Annotated in this window: 14 protein-coding genes; 9 read left to right on the top strand and 5 right to left on the bottom strand. The window is 65.7% G+C overall.

Translation table 11 applies throughout. The features are described 5' to 3' along the window. The first annotated feature begins 5 nt into the window (after positions 1 to 5). Positions 6 to 866 carry a D-amino-acid transaminase gene (locus ACTTAG_RS16515; RefSeq protein WP_444463289.1) on the top strand — a complete coding sequence of 287 codons (861 nt, stop codon included), beginning with the start codon at positions 6 to 8 and terminating at the stop codon, positions 864 to 866. A gap of 69 nt (positions 867 to 935) precedes the next feature. Here the strand turns inward: ACTTAG_RS16515 and ACTTAG_RS16510 are convergent, their stop codons facing one another. Together ACTTAG_RS16510 and ACTTAG_RS16505 are read right to left on the bottom strand one after the other, a co-directional pair. Then, positions 936 to 2,939 (bottom strand): calcium-binding protein, encoded by a 2,004-nt coding sequence (locus tag ACTTAG_RS16510; RefSeq protein ID WP_444463288.1) that lies wholly within the window; start codon positions 2,937 to 2,939, stop codon positions 936 to 938. Between the two features lie 112 nt (positions 2,940 to 3,051). Next, positions 3,052 to 3,798, bottom strand: coding sequence for an N-formylglutamate amidohydrolase (locus tag ACTTAG_RS16505; protein ID WP_444463287.1), 747 nt, complete (start codon positions 3,796 to 3,798; stop codon positions 3,052 to 3,054). Positions 3,799 to 3,931: 133 nt separating this feature from the next. On the opposite strand from ACTTAG_RS16505, the gene pyk reads away from it, so the two are divergent. The 8 genes from pyk to ACTTAG_RS16465 all read left to right on the top strand — a co-directional run bounded on the left by pyk (position 3,932) and on the right by ACTTAG_RS16465 (position 12,037). Further along, a complete protein-coding gene (pyk, locus tag ACTTAG_RS16500; RefSeq protein ID WP_444463286.1) occupies positions 3,932 to 5,377 on the top strand; it encodes a pyruvate kinase in 1,446 nt (481 codons plus the stop codon). 30 nt (positions 5,378 to 5,407) lie between these two features. Then, the gene (locus ACTTAG_RS16495) at positions 5,408 to 5,638 is read left to right on the top strand and encodes a hypothetical protein (RefSeq protein ID WP_444463285.1); all 231 of its coding nucleotides are present in this window, start codon (positions 5,408 to 5,410) and stop codon (positions 5,636 to 5,638) included. Between the two features lie 114 nt (positions 5,639 to 5,752). Next, positions 5,753 to 5,953, top strand: coding sequence for a 50S ribosomal protein L35 (gene rpmI, locus ACTTAG_RS16490; protein WP_097068479.1), 201 nt, complete (start codon positions 5,753 to 5,755; stop codon positions 5,951 to 5,953). Between the two features lie 16 nt (positions 5,954 to 5,969). Then, entirely contained in the window at positions 5,970 to 6,335 is a 366-nt protein-coding gene (gene rplT / locus ACTTAG_RS16485) for a 50S ribosomal protein L20 (RefSeq protein WP_055213314.1), read from the top strand. Positions 6,336 to 6,459: 124 nt separating this feature from the next. Further along, positions 6,460 to 7,542 carry a phenylalanine--tRNA ligase subunit alpha gene (gene pheS, locus ACTTAG_RS16480; RefSeq protein ID WP_444463284.1) on the top strand — a complete coding sequence of 361 codons (1,083 nt, stop codon included), beginning with the start codon at positions 6,460 to 6,462 and terminating at the stop codon, positions 7,540 to 7,542. After that, positions 7,539 to 7,946 (top strand): DUF2513 domain-containing protein, encoded by a 408-nt coding sequence (locus ACTTAG_RS16475; protein ID WP_444463283.1) that lies wholly within the window; start codon positions 7,539 to 7,541, stop codon positions 7,944 to 7,946. Before pheS ends, ACTTAG_RS16475 begins: the two co-directional genes overlap by 4 nt. 5 nt (positions 7,947 to 7,951) lie before the next feature. After that, entirely contained in the window at positions 7,952 to 10,372 is a 2,421-nt protein-coding gene (gene pheT / locus ACTTAG_RS16470; protein ID WP_444463282.1) for a phenylalanine--tRNA ligase subunit beta, read from the top strand. 63 nt (positions 10,373 to 10,435) lie between these two features. Further along, entirely contained in the window at positions 10,436 to 12,037 is a 1,602-nt protein-coding gene (locus ACTTAG_RS16465; protein ID WP_444463281.1) for a GMC family oxidoreductase, read from the top strand. Here ACTTAG_RS16465 and ACTTAG_RS16460 read toward each other — a convergent pair. From ACTTAG_RS16460 to ACTTAG_RS16450, 3 genes are all read right to left on the bottom strand, one after another. After that, the gene (locus ACTTAG_RS16460; protein ID WP_444463280.1) at positions 12,034 to 12,759 is read right to left on the bottom strand and encodes a rhomboid family intramembrane serine protease; all 726 of its coding nucleotides are present in this window, start codon (positions 12,757 to 12,759) and stop codon (positions 12,034 to 12,036) included. The genes ACTTAG_RS16465 and ACTTAG_RS16460 overlap by 4 nt on opposite strands. 39 nt (positions 12,760 to 12,798) lie before the next feature. Then, a complete protein-coding gene (locus tag ACTTAG_RS16455) occupies positions 12,799 to 13,215 on the bottom strand; it encodes an META domain-containing protein (protein WP_444463279.1) in 417 nt (138 codons plus the stop codon). A gap of 83 nt (positions 13,216 to 13,298) precedes the next feature. After that, complete coding sequence (locus ACTTAG_RS16450) at positions 13,299 to 14,120, bottom strand: MerR family transcriptional regulator (protein ID WP_444463278.1); 822 nt, start codon at positions 14,118 to 14,120, stop codon at positions 13,299 to 13,301. Between the last annotated feature and the right edge of the window lie 14 nt (positions 14,121 to 14,134).

Raw genomic sequence — 14,134 nt, 5'->3', positions numbered from 1 at the left:
TGCGCATGAGCCGCACCGTTTACCTGAATGGCGAATATCTGCCCGAGGAAGAGGCCAAGGTCTCGATCTTTGACCGCGGCTTCGTGATGGGCGATGCCGTTTACGAAGTGACCTCGGTTCTGGATGGCAAGATCCTGGAATTCGAAGGCCATCTGGCCCGGCTGGCCCGCTCGATGGCGGAGCTGGAGATGACCGGCAACCTGAGCCGCGAGGAATGGCTGGAGATCCACCGCCAGCTGATCGCGCGCAACAATCTGGTCGATGGCATGATCTATCTGCAGGTCAGCCGCGGCAATGCCGGGGACCGCGATTTCCACTATCCGCCCGCGGGCACGCCGCCGACGATCGTGCTTTACACCCAGTCGAAGCCGGGTCTGGCCGAGGATCCGAAGGCGAAGACCGGCATCAAGGTGATCTCGATCCCGGATCTGCGCTGGCATCGCCGCGACATCAAGACGGTGCAGCTGCTTTACCCGTCGATGGCGAAAATGGCCGCCGAAGCCGCGGGCAAGCATGACGCCTGGTTCGTCGAGGACGGTTTCGTCACCGAGGGCTCGTCGAACAACACCTATATCGTCAAGGGCGGCAAGATCATCACCCGGCAGCTGTCGAACGACATTCTGCACGGGATCACCCGCGCCTCGCTGCTGAAATATGCCGCCGAAGCGCAGATGGAGATCGAGGAACGCCCCTTCACCATCGCGGAAGCCCAGGCCGCCGACGAGGCGTTTTTCACCTCGGCTTCGGCTTTCGTGATGCCGGTCGTGGAAGTGGACGGCGTGGCGCTGAACGGCGGCAAGGTCGGTCCGGTGGCGACGCGGCTGCGCGAGATCTATCTGGACGAAGGGCGCAAGGCGGCGATCTGAGCTCCGTCGCGACGAAAAGGAAAAAGCCCCGGGCCATTCCAGCCCGGGGCTTTTTCATGCGCGGGCCGGTCAGGCCGCGGCGGAATTGACGGTGATCATGTCGAGCGTGATATCGGTGGCGGCGACCCCCTGCAGGATCAGCAGCGTGTCGCCATTCACCCGCACCGCTGCGCCCGCGCCGGTATCGACGATCGTGATCACCGCATCCTCGGGCACTTCGTCCAGGCGCAGCGTGTCGGTGCCAACCTCGAAATCGGTGACCAGCACGTCCTGGCTGTAGCTGTTTTCCGGAATGTCGGGATCAACCAGCACCTGCGTCGCGAATTGATCCGCCTCCGATCCGCCGGTCAGCGTATCGCTGAAGTCGCCAAAGAGCGTGTCGTTTCCGGCGCCGCCATTCAGCACATCCGGGGCGATGCCCTCCATCTGGTCCAGAAAGCCGTCGTTTGCGGAAAGCAGGTCATTGCCGTTGCCGCCGTCCAGCGTATCCAGGCCGGAAACGTCGTTCAGAACATCGTTGCCATCCTGACCGAGCAGCGAATCCGCGCCATGGCTGCCGTCGATCGTGTCGTTCTGCGCACCGCCGTCGATCGTGTCATCGCCCAAGCCGCCGTCGATCGTGTCGGCGCCATAGCCGCCGGTCACAAGATCATCCCCGTCGCCCGCATCGACCGTGTCATTGCCAAGATGCGCGCTGATCGTGTCATGGCCCGCGGTTCCGGCCAGGCTGTCGTCGCCATCGGTTCCGGCGATGTTCTGGCGCAGGGTGTAAAGGACGTCATCGGCGCCTTGCAGGGTCAGATGCGCCTCCAGAGTCGCGATGTCGGCGCCTTCGAACCGGGCCACCGTATCGCCATCGACGATCGCGATAACGCCGCCCTCGACGGCTTCAAGCCGGAATTCCATGTCGGCGGTGTAGCTGTCGCACATGATCAGCACATCTTCCGTCGCCCCCTCGGCGGCGCCGGAGACGTTCCCGTAATCGGTGATCCTGACCGTCTCGTCGCCCGAGGTCCAGTCGATGCGGAAATCGTCGGCGCCCGCGCCACCGCTCACGATGTCCCCGGAGCCGGTCTGAAGACTGTCATCGCCGGTGCCGCCATCAAGCGTGTCAACGCCCGCACCGCCGCTCAGCAGATCATTTCCGGCATCCCCCGAAAGGCTGTCCTCGCCCGCCTCGCCGAAAAGCGTGTCGTAACCGATGCCGCCCAGGATCGTGTCGTCGCCATCCTCGCCCATGGCCTCGTCATTGCCGCCGCCGGCATCAATGCTGTCATGGCCCGACAGCCCTTCGATGCTGTCATTCCCGCCCAAAGCCAGGATCGTGTCGTCACCGGTTCCGCCCGCAAGCTCCTCGGCGGTGTCGGTGCCGGTCACGGTCTGGGCCGGAACGGTCGGATAGACGGTGAAGCTGTCATCCTCGCCCTCCACATCCATCGAGACGCGGCCGACCAGATCTTCAAGGCTATTGCCCTGGAAGAAGGCGACGGTTTCGCCGTCCAGCACCAGATCGACGCCGCCCTCGGTCGGGTTCAGCAGGAATTCGGTGCCTTCGGTGAACTCGGTCTGGAACAGCCGGAAGGTTTCGTCCGTGGTGCCGCCATCGCCGAAATCGCGCACCAGCAGCGGCGCCGATCCCGGCGTCCATTCGGCGATGAATCTGTCGGTGCCGTCGCCGCCGATCAGGGTGTCGCCGCCATCGCCGATCAGCTGGTCGTCATTGCCGCCCCCGTCCAGCACATCGGCGCCGGTGCCGACCGTATCAATCCCGAACAGCGTGTCATAGCCATAGCCGCCGATCAGATGGTCGGACCCCTGCAGATCGGCCAGGAAATCGGCGCCAAGATTGCCGCGCAGCGTGTCATTGCCCGCCCCGCCCAGCACATCATCGTTGCCGTGACCCGCGTCGATATAGTCATTTCCGGCGCTGCCCTCGATTTCCTCGGCGGTTTCGTCGCCGAAAATCCGGTTCGCGGCCGGGGCATCATCCTTGTCGTCGTCGTCATCGGAAGCATTGATCGCAAGGCCCACAAGCAGGACCGGAAAAAGCGAAAGGAGAATTAGGCTGCCCATGGCTGCGCTCCTGAAAAATGATGACCGAATTGCTAACACCGCCCGCAACTGCGGGCAATGAAACGCTAAACCAAAGGAAGCATTGCCGGTATGCGCGGAAACAATGGCGCGATCAGCTGCGCAATGTTTCGCAGGCGGCCAGGCAGTCGCGCAGGATCGGCGCCAGCACATCTGCCCAATGCGCCTGCCCCGATTCGGTTGCGATCAGGTCGTTGCGCAGCTCGATCAAGACGTTGGGCCGCCCGGTCTGCAGCGCGTGCCGGTCGATGCTGTCGCCGCGCAGATGCCCCGAATAGGGTTCGTTGTCGCCCACGCACAGCCCCGCGGCCCGCAGCGCCGCAATCAGCGGCAGCGCCAGACGGGTGTCGCAGGGCGCATGCAGCACGCCCACCTGCCAGGGCCGGGGGCTGCGCCCGCGCAGGCAGGGGGTAAAGGAATGGATCGCGCAGATCACCGTATCCGCCCGCCGCGCCGCCAATCGCGCCAGCGCGTCGTGATAGGGGCGGTGCAGCCGGGCCAGCCGTTCCTCGATCGCGGGGGGCGGGAGGTGGCGGTTGGCGGGAATGATCGTGCCGTCGTAAAGCTGCATCACCAGTGTCGGATCGTCCTCGCCGCGGTTCGGGTCGATGACAAGGCGGGAAAAATCCGACCAGATCAGCGGGCTGTCGAGCGCCTCGGCCAGATGCCGGGCCACTTCCAGCGCGCCGGGGTCCCAGGCGATGTGGCGGATCATGTCCTCGGGGGCGATGCCCAGACTGCCGCCGCCCACCCAGTCGGGCACCCGGTTCGTGGCGTGATCGACGGTGACCAGCCAGCGCCCGGGGCGGGTTTCGCCATGAATGTGAAAGGCTTCGGTCATGCTTTCTTTGCCTTTGTCGCTCACAACAGATTTACGTCACCAAGGCCCGGTGTTCCAGTTGCCCTGCGCGACATTTTGCGCCATAGCTGGGACCGGCCCACGAAATGACTGCAACACCAACGCTCGAGGACGCATGAGACGCCTTCGCAATGTCAAGATCGTGGCCACGCTTGGCCCCGCATCTTCCGATTACAAGACCATCCGCGCTTTGTTCGAGGCCGGGGCCGACATGTTCCGCCTGAACATGAGCCACGGCACCCATGCCGAGCACAAGGTCCGCTACGACATCATCCGCCAGATCGAGGCCGACACCGGCCGCCCGGTCGCGGTGCTGGCCGATCTGCAGGGGCCAAAGCTGCGCGTCGGCACCTTTGCCTTCGGCGCCGCCGATCTGGAGGAGGGCGAGCCCTTCCGCTTCGATCTTGACCCGACCGAGGGCGACGGCCACCGGGTCTGCCTGCCGCATCCCGAGATTTTCGCCGCGCTGGAAGTTGGCGCCCGGCTTTTGGTCAATGACGGCAAGATCCGCCTGCGCGTCACCGCCTGCGGTCCGGATTTCGCCGATTGCATCGTCACCGTCGGCGGCACGATCTCGAACCGCAAGGGCGTGAACGTGCCTGATGTGGTGCTGCCGCTCGCCGCGCTTTCGCCCAAGGATCGCGACGATCTGGAATTCGCCTGCGAACTGGGCGCCGACTGGCTGGCGCTGAGCTTCGTGCAGCGCCCCGAAGACGTGATCGAGGCGAAGGCGCTGGCCCGCGGCCGGGCGCAGGTTCTGTCGAAGATCGAGAAGCCGCAGGCCGAACGCGCCTTTGACGAGATCCTGAAGGTCTCGGACGGGATCATGGTCGCCCGCGGCGATCTGGGGGTGGAACTGCCTGTCGAAGCCGTGCCGCCGATCCAGAAGCGGCTGATCCGCAAATGCCGGGCCGCGGCCAAGCCGGTGATCGTCGCGACGCAGATGCTGGAAAGCATGATCGAAAGCCCGATGCCGACGCGGGCCGAAATCTCGGACGTGGCGACGGCGATCTATGAAGGCGCCGATGCGATCATGCTCTCGGCCGAATCCGCCGCCGGGCGCTATCCGGTCGAGGCGGTGCAGACGATGAACGCCGTCGCGCGTTCGGTCGAAAGCGATCCCACCTATCGCGACATCATCGAGGCCTCGCGCACGGCCAAGCGTCAGACCGTCGCCGATGGCATCGTCGCCGCCGCGCGCGAAATTGCCGAAACCACCGATGTGTCCGCGATCTGCTGCTACACCCAGTCGGGGAAAACCGTGGCGCTGGTTTGCCGCGAACGGCCGCGGGTGCCGGTGATCGCGCTCTCGCCGATCACCCAGACGCTGCGCAAGCTCTGTCTGAACTGGGGCGTGCATGCGGTGCGCTGCGAGGAAGTCAGCCGCTTCAAGGAAGCCGTGGTCAACGCCGCCCGCGCGGCGCGCGACTATGGGTTCGCCGATGAAAGCCATCAGATCATCGTCATCGCCGGGGTGCCCTTCAACGTGCAGGGGACGACGAACATCCTGCGCGTGGCGCCCTGCGACGAAAGATTGATCTACCGCACCGACCCGGAGTAGCCTGCGTCACAGGTTTGCCGGGAGGGGGCCATGCTCGACAGCGATCTGTTCCTTGTGCTCGGGATCGTCGTCTCGGCCTTTGCCATTCCGGCGGTGATCTCGGCCTTTGCCGACAGCCGTCCGCCGCGGGCCGCCACGCTGGCGGTGCTGGTGGGCGGTGGGCTGATCCTGCTGGCGATGGCGACGAAGCCGGGCGGCTACACGCCCGGCCAGATCCCCGAGACCTTCGCCCGGATCATCGCCCGTTTCCTCAACCACTAGCCGCTTTTCGCTTGCCAAGCGCCGCCGCCGCGGCTATCTGCCCGCATCTATCCCGCACGGCCGGCCAACAGTGGCATGCCGAGTCGTGCGTTCACTCTCGAAAAGGAGATGAAAATGCCCAAGATGAAGACCAAATCCGCTGCGAAAAAGCGGTTCAAATTCACGGCGACCGGCAAGGTCATCGCGGGTCCGGCCGGCAAGCGCCACGGCATGATCAAGCGCACGACCAAGTTCATCCGCGACAGCGCGGGCACGATGATCCTGTCCGATGCGGACGCGAAGATCGTCAAGAAATACATGCCCTACAACCGCTGATCTGGAGGCCTGAACAATGTCCCGCGTCAAATCCGGCAAGGTCACTCACGCCTCGCACAAGAAAGTCCTGAAGAAGGCGAAAGGCTACTACTCGGCCCGTTCGCGCAACTTCCGCACCGCCACCCAGGCTGTCGACAAGGCGATGCAATACGCCACGCGCGACCGCCAGCAGCGCAAGCGCAACTTCCGCGCGCTGTGGATCCAGCGCATCAACGCGGCCGTCCGCGCCTGCGATCTGGAAATGACCTATTCGCGTTTCATCAACGGTCTGGCGCTTGCCGGGATCGAAGTGGACCGCAAGGTTCTGGCGGATCTCGCCGTGCACGAGCCCGAGGCCTTTGCGGCCATCGTTGCCCAGGCCAAAGCCGCCGCGGCCGCGTAATTCCCCACTCACGGGAAACACAACCCCCGCGCGGCAGCCGCCGTCGCGGGGGTTTTGCGTTCGGGCGCTTGAAATCAGACCGGGGGGCGGCTAGCAAGACGCACCCACTTGCAGGAGAGACCGGATGACCACGCTCGATGTGCTCAAGGCGAAATATCTCGAAGGCATCGCGGCCGCCGCGGATGAGGCGAGCCTTGAGGAGATCCGTCTGGCCGCCCTTGGCAAGAAGGGCGAGATTTCGCTGAAGATGCGCGAACTGGGGCAAATGACGCCCGAGGAACGCACCACCACCGGCGCGGCGCTGAACCGTCTGAAGGACGAGATCGACGCCGCTTTGCGCGCGAAGAAAGAGGCGCTGGCCGATGCGGCTCTGGATGCGCGGCTGCGCTCGGAATGGCTGGATGTGACGCTGCCCGGCCGTCCGCGCCGTCAGGGCACGATCCACCCGGTGTCCCAGGTGATGGACGAAGTCACCGCGATCTTCGCCGACATGGGCTTTGCCGTGGCCGAAGGCCCGCAGGTCGAATCCGACTGGTATAATTTCGACGCGCTCAACATCGCGCCCGAACACCCCGCGCGGCAGGAACATGACACCTTCTTCATGGCCCGCGACCCGGCCGACCCGCGCCCGCCGCATGTGCTGCGCACCCACACCTCGCCGGTGCAGATCCGCGCCATGCAGGCCAAGGGCGCGCCCATTCGCGTGATCGCGCCGGGCCGCGTCTACCGCATGGACATGGACCAGACCCACGCGCCGATGTTCCATCAGGTGGAAGGTCTGGCGATCGGCCGCGACATCTCGATGGCGAACCTGAAATGGGTGCTGGAGGAATTCTGCAAGACCTTCTTCGAGGTGCCCTCGGTCGAACTGCGCTTCCGCGCCAGCCACTTCCCCTTCACCGAACCCTCGGCCGAGGTGGATATCCGCTGTTCCTGGGAAGGCGGCCAGCTGAAGATCGGCGAGGGCAATTCCTGGCTGGAAATCCTTGGCTCCGGCATGGTGCACCCCAAGGTTCTGGCGGCGGGCGGGATCGACCCGACCGAATATCAGGGCTTTGCCTTCGGCGTCGGCATCGACCGGATCGCGATGCTGAAATACGGCATCCCGGATCTGCGGGCGTTCTTCGAGAGCGACCTGCGCTGGCTGAAGCACTACGGTTTCGCCGCGCTGGACCTGCCGACGGTATTCGGGGGGTTGAGTAAGTGAAACGGGACAAGAACCTAATAAGGGACTTGCTTCTCAAAATCGAAGCATCGGATACGCCCGACGGGCTACGTTTCGATAGCCGTTTTGCTCCCTATGTCGGACGCGGCGCAATTCTGCTAGAAGCTGTGGAAGCTAAACCCGAATTACGAAGCCGCGACTACCAGTTACTTCTGATGAAACAATCAGGGTTGATTGAGTTTGTCGGCAAAGATCATCCGATCGATTTTCACGGTGGCAGAGTTCGGCTAACTCCGGCGGGCCACGATGCAGTTGAGGCGATTTCAGATGATGAAATCTGGCGCCGTCTCAGGGAAGCTGCTCCGAAAGAAGCATACGAGATAATCAAGGACGTTGGCTCGTCGGTTGCAGTCGCCGCGCTAACGACACTTATGGGTTGGGGATAAACCAAATGAAATTCACCCTCTCCTGGCTGAAAGACCATCTCGAGACCGAGGCCTCGGTCACCGAGATCGCCGATGCGCTCACCGACCTTGGCCTTGAGGTCGAGGAGGTGGTGAACCCGGGCGCGAAACTCGCCCCCTTCACCATCGCCAAGGTGCTGCACGCCGAAAAGCACCCCGATGCCGACAAGCTGCGGGTCTGCCGCGTGCTGACCGACGAGGGCGAAAAGGTCATCGTCTGCGGCGCGCCGAATGCGCGGGCGGGGATCACCGTCGTGCTGGCGAAACCGGGCGATTACGTGCCGGGCATCGACACCACGCTCGGCATCGGCAAGATCCGCGGCGTCGAAAGCCACGGCATGATGTGCTCGGAACGCGAGTTGGAACTCTCCGACGAGCATAACGGCATCATCGAGCTGCCCGAGGACAGCCTGAATTCCGAGGTTGGCTGCAAGTTCATCGACTGGCTGGCGGAAAACCGCCCCGAGGCGGTCGATCCGATGATTCACATCAAGATCACGCCCAACCGCCCCGATGCTTTGGGCGTGCGCGGTGTCGCCCGCGATCTGGCGGCGCGCGGTCTTGGTCGGCTGAAGCCGCTCGCCATCGAGGCCGTGCCGGGCGGGTTCGAAAGCCCGATCAAGGTGGAGATTGACGCGGCCCTGAAGGAAAAGGGCTGCCCGCTCTTCGCCGGGCGTCTGATCCGTGGCGTCAAGAACGGGCCTTCGCCTGCGTGGCTGCAATCGCGGCTGCGGGCCATCGGGCTGCGTCCGATCTCGGCGCTGGTCGATATCACCAACTTCTTCACCTATGACCTGAACCGCCCGCTGCATGTGTTTGATGCGGCGAAGGTGGCGGGGAACCTGCGGATTGTCCCTGCCAAGGGCGGCGAGGAATTGCTGGCGCTGGATGGCAAGACCTACACGCTCCGCCCCGGTCAGATGGTGATTTGCGACGATGCGCAGCCGGAAAGCCTTGCCGGGATCATGGGCGGCGAGCTTTCGGGCTGCACCGACGACACCGTCGATGTCTTCCTGGAAAGCGCCTATTGGGATCCGATCACCATTGCCACCACCGGCCGCGCGCTGAAGATCAACTCGGACGCGCGCTATCGGTTCGAGCGTGGCGTGGACCCGGAGTTCACCCTGCCCGGGCTGGAACTGGCAACGCAGATGGTGCTGGAGCTGTGCGGCGGCGAGGCGTCCAATGTGGTGATGGACGGCGCCGTGCCGGTGACCAAGCGCGCCTACAGGCTCGACCCCGCCCGCGTCATCAGCCTTGTCGGCATGGAAATTCCCGAGGCCACGCAGCGCGCGACGCTGACGGCGCTTGGCTTCACCTTTGAGGGCGACATGGCGTCGCCGCCCTCGTGGCGGCCCGATGTGCTGGGCGAAGCGGATCTTGTGGAAGAGGTGGCGCGGATTGCGTCTCTCACGAAGCTTGTCGGCCGTCCGATGGCGCGCGAAACCACCGGCGTTCCCGGCCCGGTCCTGACGCCCATTCAGACCCGCGAACGCACCGCGCGGCGCACGATTGCGGCCTTGGGCTACAATGAATGCGTGACCTACAGCTTCATCGACGCCAAGTCGGCGGCGCTGTTTGGCGGCGGCGCGGATGCGACGCGGATCGAAAACCCGATCTCGTCGGAGATGACCCACCTGCGCCCGGATCTGCTGCCGGGGCTCTTGCAGGCGGCGGCGCGCAATCAGGCGCGCGGCTTTGCCGATCTGGCGCTGTTCGAGGTTGGCCCCGCCTTCAGCGGTGGCGAGCCGGGCGATCAGGCGCTGCAGGCGGCGGGGCTGCTGGTGGGCGCTTCGGCGCCGCGCGACCCCTTTGGCTCGCGCCGTCCGGTTGATCTTTACGATGCCAAGGCCGATGTCGAGGCCGTGCTGGCCGCGATCGGCGCCCCCGCGCGGGTGCAGGTCAATCGCAAGGTGGCGGGCTGGTTCCATCCGGGCCGCTCGGGCACCATCGCGCTTGGGCCGAATGCGCTGGCGAGCTTTGGCGAGGTCCACCCCAAGGTGCTGCGCGAGATGGGGGTGAAGGGGCCGGTGGTCGCCTTTACCGTCTGGATCGAATCGGTGCCCTTCCCGAAAGCGAAAACGCCGACCCGGCCTGCGCTGGCGCTGTCCGGTCTGCAGGCGGTCGAGCGCGATTTCGCCTTTGTCGTCGATGCGGGGGTCGAGGCGCTGACGGCGGTCAATGCCGCGCTGGGGGCCGACAAGGCGCTGATCGAGGCGGTCTCGGTCTTCGATCAGTTCACCGGCGCCAAGGCCGAGGAGCAGATGGGCGCGGGCAAGAAGTCGATCGCGCTCTCGGTCCGGCTGCAGCCGCGCGACAAGACCCTGACCGATGCCGAGATCGAGGCGGTGGCGGCCAAGGTCGTGGACAAGGTCACCAAGGCCACCGGCGGCGTGCAGCGGAAGTGACCTGAAGTCACGCTTTGCGGATGTGAAAAACCGGTTAGGCTCTCTCGGAAACGGGGGAGCCTGATGCATTTCGACTATGTCATTCTGGGTGGCGGCTCGGCCGGATCGGTGCTGGCGGCGCGGCTGAGCGAGGATCCGGGCACGCGCGTCTGTCTGGTCGAGGCGGGCGATGCGGCGCGCGATATTCTGGTGCGGGCGCCCGCCTTGGTCGCCGCGCTGGTGCCGGGCTATCTGCGGGCGCATAACTGGGCGCAGCATACGGTGCCGCAGCCCGGTCTGAACGGGCGGCGGGGGTTTCAGCCGCGGGGCAGGGGGCTGGGGGGCTCCTCGGCGATCAACGCGATGCTTTATGTGCGCGGCCATCCGTCGGATTATGACGCTTGGGCCGCCGAGGGGGCTGTGGGCTGGGACTGGGCCGCCTGTCAGCCGTGGTTCCTGAAATCCGAGCGCAACATGCGGGGCCCGTCCGCGCATCACGGCGATGCCGGGCCGTTGCAGGTGGGCGATCAGCGCCGCCCGCGGCCGATCACCCGGGCTTTCGTGCAGGCCTGCGGCGCGGTGGACTGCCCCCCGACAGACGATTTCAACGGCCCGTGTCAGGAGGGGGCCGCGCCCTTTCAGGTCACGCAATTCTGGGATGGCCCGAGGAAGGGCGAGCGCTGTTCCGCTGCGGCGGCCTATTTGCATCCGGTGATGGACCGGCCCAATCTGACGGTTCTGACCAGTGCACGGGCGGAAAAGGTGTTGATCGTCGAAGGTCGGGCGACCGGGGCGCTGGTGCGGCAGGGCCGCAGGCGGCTGCGGCTTGAAGCGGCGCGCGAGGTGATCGTCTCGGCCGGGGCCTTTGGGTCGCCGCAACTTCTGATTCTCTCGGGCATCGGGCCGGGGGCGCATCTGCGCGACCATGGCATCCCCGTGGTGCAGGATCTGCCCGGGGTGGGGGCGAACCTGCAAGACCATCTGGATTACACGATTTCGCATTTCTCGCCGCGCCGCGATGTGGTGGGGCTGAACCCGCGCGGGCTTTTGCGGTTGGCCAAGGCGGCGGGTGGCTGGATGCGGCATGGCGAGGGGCTTTTCGCCTCGCCCATGGCCGAGGGGGGGGCGTTTTTGCGATCCGCGCCCGAGGTCGCAATCCCCGATCTGCAGATCCATTTCGTCGTCGGCATTGTCGATCAGCACATGCGCAAGCTGCATGTCGCGGACGGCTGGTCGGCCCATATCTGCGTGCTGCGGCCGCAATCGCGGGGAACGGTGCGGCTGGCGTCGCGGGACCCGCGCAAGGCGCCCTTGATCGACCCCGCCTTTCTGGCCGATCCGCACGATGCGGCCTTGATGCTGCGGGCGGCGCGGATGCTGGAGCAGATCGTAGGCGCCGAGGCCTTGGCGCCGTGGCGGGGCGATCGGCTGTATCCGCATGAAGGCACGGAGGCCGGGCTGATGGCCGATATCCGCGCCCGCGCCGACACGATCTATCACCCGGTCGGCACCTGCAAGATGGGCACGGATGCGGCTGCGGTGGTCGATCCGCAGCTGCGGGTGCGTGGCGTGGAGGGGCTGCGGGTCGTCGATGCCTCGGTCATGCCCAGCCTGATCGGCGGCAACACCAATGCGCCTACGATCATGATCGCCGAACGCGCGGCTGCGATGATCCGGGGACGCTAGCGGCGCCGTTTCACCACCGGGACGCGGCTTGTCACATAATCAATCGAGGGGTTGGGCGGCAGCCCGCCGTGATCGCGCCAGAAAAGCGGTCCGCCAAGGCGCAGGAAATGCGGCGCCATCAGCACCACCCCGGCCAGAAAGCCGCCCGCATGCGCCCAATAGGCCACGCCATCGGCCGAGCCGCCCAGCGAATTCAAAAGCTGAATCGCGAACCAGAAGCCCAGCACGATCCAGGCGCGGATGGTGAAGATCTTGTAGATGATGAGGAATATGAACAGGATATCGACGCGGGCTTTCGGGAACAGCAGCAGATAGCCGCCCATCACCGCGGCAATCGCGCCCGAGGCGCCGACCATCGGCACGCCGCTGAAGGGCTCGCCTGCGATCTGTGCGCCCGCCGCCGCGAGCCCGCCCAGCAGGTAGAAGACCAGAAAGCCGACATGGCCCAGCTGGTCCTCGAGGTTGTCGCCAAAGACCCAAAGAAACAGCATGTTGCCCGCGATATGCATGATCCCCGCATGCAGGAACATGTGGGTGAAAAGCCCGTGCAGATAGACACCATGGCTGATCGCATCGGGGTAAAGCGCGCCCCATTGCCAAAGCCCGAACATCCGCCCGCCCCAGTCGGCCGTCAGCACATAGATCAGCACATTGAGCACAATGATCCCCCGCACCACCCAGGGGGTGCGGGTCGAGGGGTTATGATCGCGGATCGGGAACATCGCCCCAGCCTTCCCGAAGACGGGTTTTGCGTCAAGCCTCTAGCGGGCGGCGCGCAGCACAACCTTGCCCGTCGTATCGGTGAAATCCAGCGCCTGATCCGCCAGCTGCAAGCCCGTCACCGTGCCGATGGTCGAATGGAAGGCCTGTTCCACCTGCATCTGTTCGGGCGGGCACATCATCCGCGTCCCGGCCAGCGCGCCGACATGCAGGGCGCCGTCGCGCGTCTCGATGCGCCCCGAATAGCGGTTGCAGCCCGAAGAACCCGCGATCATCCCCGGCTCGGGCGAGAGCAGGGTGACGCGGATGCCCTCCGGCACGGCGGCGCCCGCGATTTCGGTGACGGTCCATTCGGTTCCGGTGCCGATCAGGGCCAGCGGATCGGCCGCGGGCGTCGGGGCGTCCTCCTGGCAGGCGGCAAGGGCGATCAGGGCAAGTGCAAGAACGGCGACACGCATGGAACCTCCGGGGTTTTGAGCAGAGTGACCGCGGCCCGCGATCCTCGCAAGGGTATCACGCAAAGGTGTGGCGTTCGGGGGTGTCAGAAGGTCGGGGGGGTGTTGACCCAGATCACCACGGTCCGTCCGTCGGCGGCATTGGCCCAGGCATGCGGGCGACGGCTTTCGAAATAGATGCTGTCGCCAACGCCCAGTTCGTGCAGCTCGGTCCCATCGAGCGTCAGCCGGAAGCGGCCTTCCAGCACGGTGATGAATTCCTCGCCCTCGTGGCCATAGCCGCCCTCGGAGGCCGCGCCAGGGGCGAGGATGAAGCGGTGGCAATCCATCTGCCGCCGCCCCTCGGCCAGAACCTCGACCCGCACGCCTTCGACCGGCATCGGCCAGACCCGCGCCGCGCCCGCCCGCACCACAGCTTGCCCGGCCGTGTCCTGCCCGGAAAGCCGCGAGACGGTGGTGCCGTAATATTGCGCCAGATCGGCCAGCGTCTTGAAGCTGACCCCCGCCCCGGTGCGTTCAAGGGTGGACAGCGCCGAGGCCGAAACCCCCATCGCCTGCGCTACGGTGTCGAGCGTCTCGCCCCGGGTCTGCCGCAGCGCCCGCAGCGCCGTGCCAAGCGGTTCATTGGTGATCGCGGGGGGGGCCGGGGCGTCGTTTTCGCTTTCCAGCGTCGCACGGATCGCGGCGGGGTTCAGCCCGGCCTCGCGGCGCAGATAGGCGATGCGCTGCAGCCGCGCCACATCGGCCGCCGAATAAAGCCGCTGGCCCGAGGCCCGGCGTTGCGGCGCCACCAGCCCCTGCGTCTCCCACAGCCGCAGCGTCGATGACGCCACGCCCGCCGCCCGCGCGGCCTCGGTCACCCGAAACAGCGGTTCTTCCTCGGGGCTATCTGCGTGCGACTCGGTCATTTCATCTGCCTTAC

The sequence above is a fragment of the Rhodobacter capsulatus genome (genome assembly GCF_052363185.1).
Classification (GTDB): domain Bacteria; phylum Pseudomonadota; class Alphaproteobacteria; order Rhodobacterales; family Rhodobacteraceae; genus Rhodobacter; species Rhodobacter capsulatus_E.
The sequence above is the reverse complement of the archived record's forward strand: the minus strand, read 5'-3'. Positions and strand labels throughout refer to the sequence as shown.

What these genes read in the sequence shown, in the direction of transcription:
- ACTTAG_RS16515 (WP_444463289.1), top strand. Translation starts at nt 6, where the DNA reads ATGAGCCGCACCGTTTACCTGAATGGCGAATATCTGCCCGAGGAAGAG.
- ACTTAG_RS16510 (WP_444463288.1), bottom strand. Translation starts at nt 2,939, where the DNA reads ATGGGCAGCCTAATTCTCCTTTCGCTTTTTCCGGTCCTGCTTGTGGGC.
- ACTTAG_RS16505 (WP_444463287.1), bottom strand. Translation starts at nt 3,798, where the DNA reads ATGACCGAAGCCTTTCACATTCATGGCGAAACCCGCCCCGGGCGCTGG.
- pyk (WP_444463286.1), top strand. Translation starts at nt 3,932, where the DNA reads ATGAGACGCCTTCGCAATGTCAAGATCGTGGCCACGCTTGGCCCCGCA.
- ACTTAG_RS16495 (WP_444463285.1), top strand. Translation starts at nt 5,408, where the DNA reads ATGCTCGACAGCGATCTGTTCCTTGTGCTCGGGATCGTCGTCTCGGCC.
- rpmI (WP_097068479.1), top strand. Translation starts at nt 5,753, where the DNA reads ATGCCCAAGATGAAGACCAAATCCGCTGCGAAAAAGCGGTTCAAATTC.
- rplT (WP_055213314.1), top strand. Translation starts at nt 5,970, where the DNA reads ATGTCCCGCGTCAAATCCGGCAAGGTCACTCACGCCTCGCACAAGAAA.
- pheS (WP_444463284.1), top strand. Translation starts at nt 6,460, where the DNA reads ATGACCACGCTCGATGTGCTCAAGGCGAAATATCTCGAAGGCATCGCG.
- pheT (WP_444463282.1), top strand. Translation starts at nt 7,952, where the DNA reads ATGAAATTCACCCTCTCCTGGCTGAAAGACCATCTCGAGACCGAGGCC.
- ACTTAG_RS16465 (WP_444463281.1), top strand. Translation starts at nt 10,436, where the DNA reads ATGCATTTCGACTATGTCATTCTGGGTGGCGGCTCGGCCGGATCGGTG.
- ACTTAG_RS16460 (WP_444463280.1), bottom strand. Translation starts at nt 12,759, where the DNA reads ATGTTCCCGATCCGCGATCATAACCCCTCGACCCGCACCCCCTGGGTG.
- ACTTAG_RS16455 (WP_444463279.1), bottom strand. Translation starts at nt 13,215, where the DNA reads ATGCGTGTCGCCGTTCTTGCACTTGCCCTGATCGCCCTTGCCGCCTGC.
- ACTTAG_RS16450 (WP_444463278.1), bottom strand. Translation starts at nt 14,120, where the DNA reads ATGACCGAGTCGCACGCAGATAGCCCCGAGGAAGAACCGCTGTTTCGG.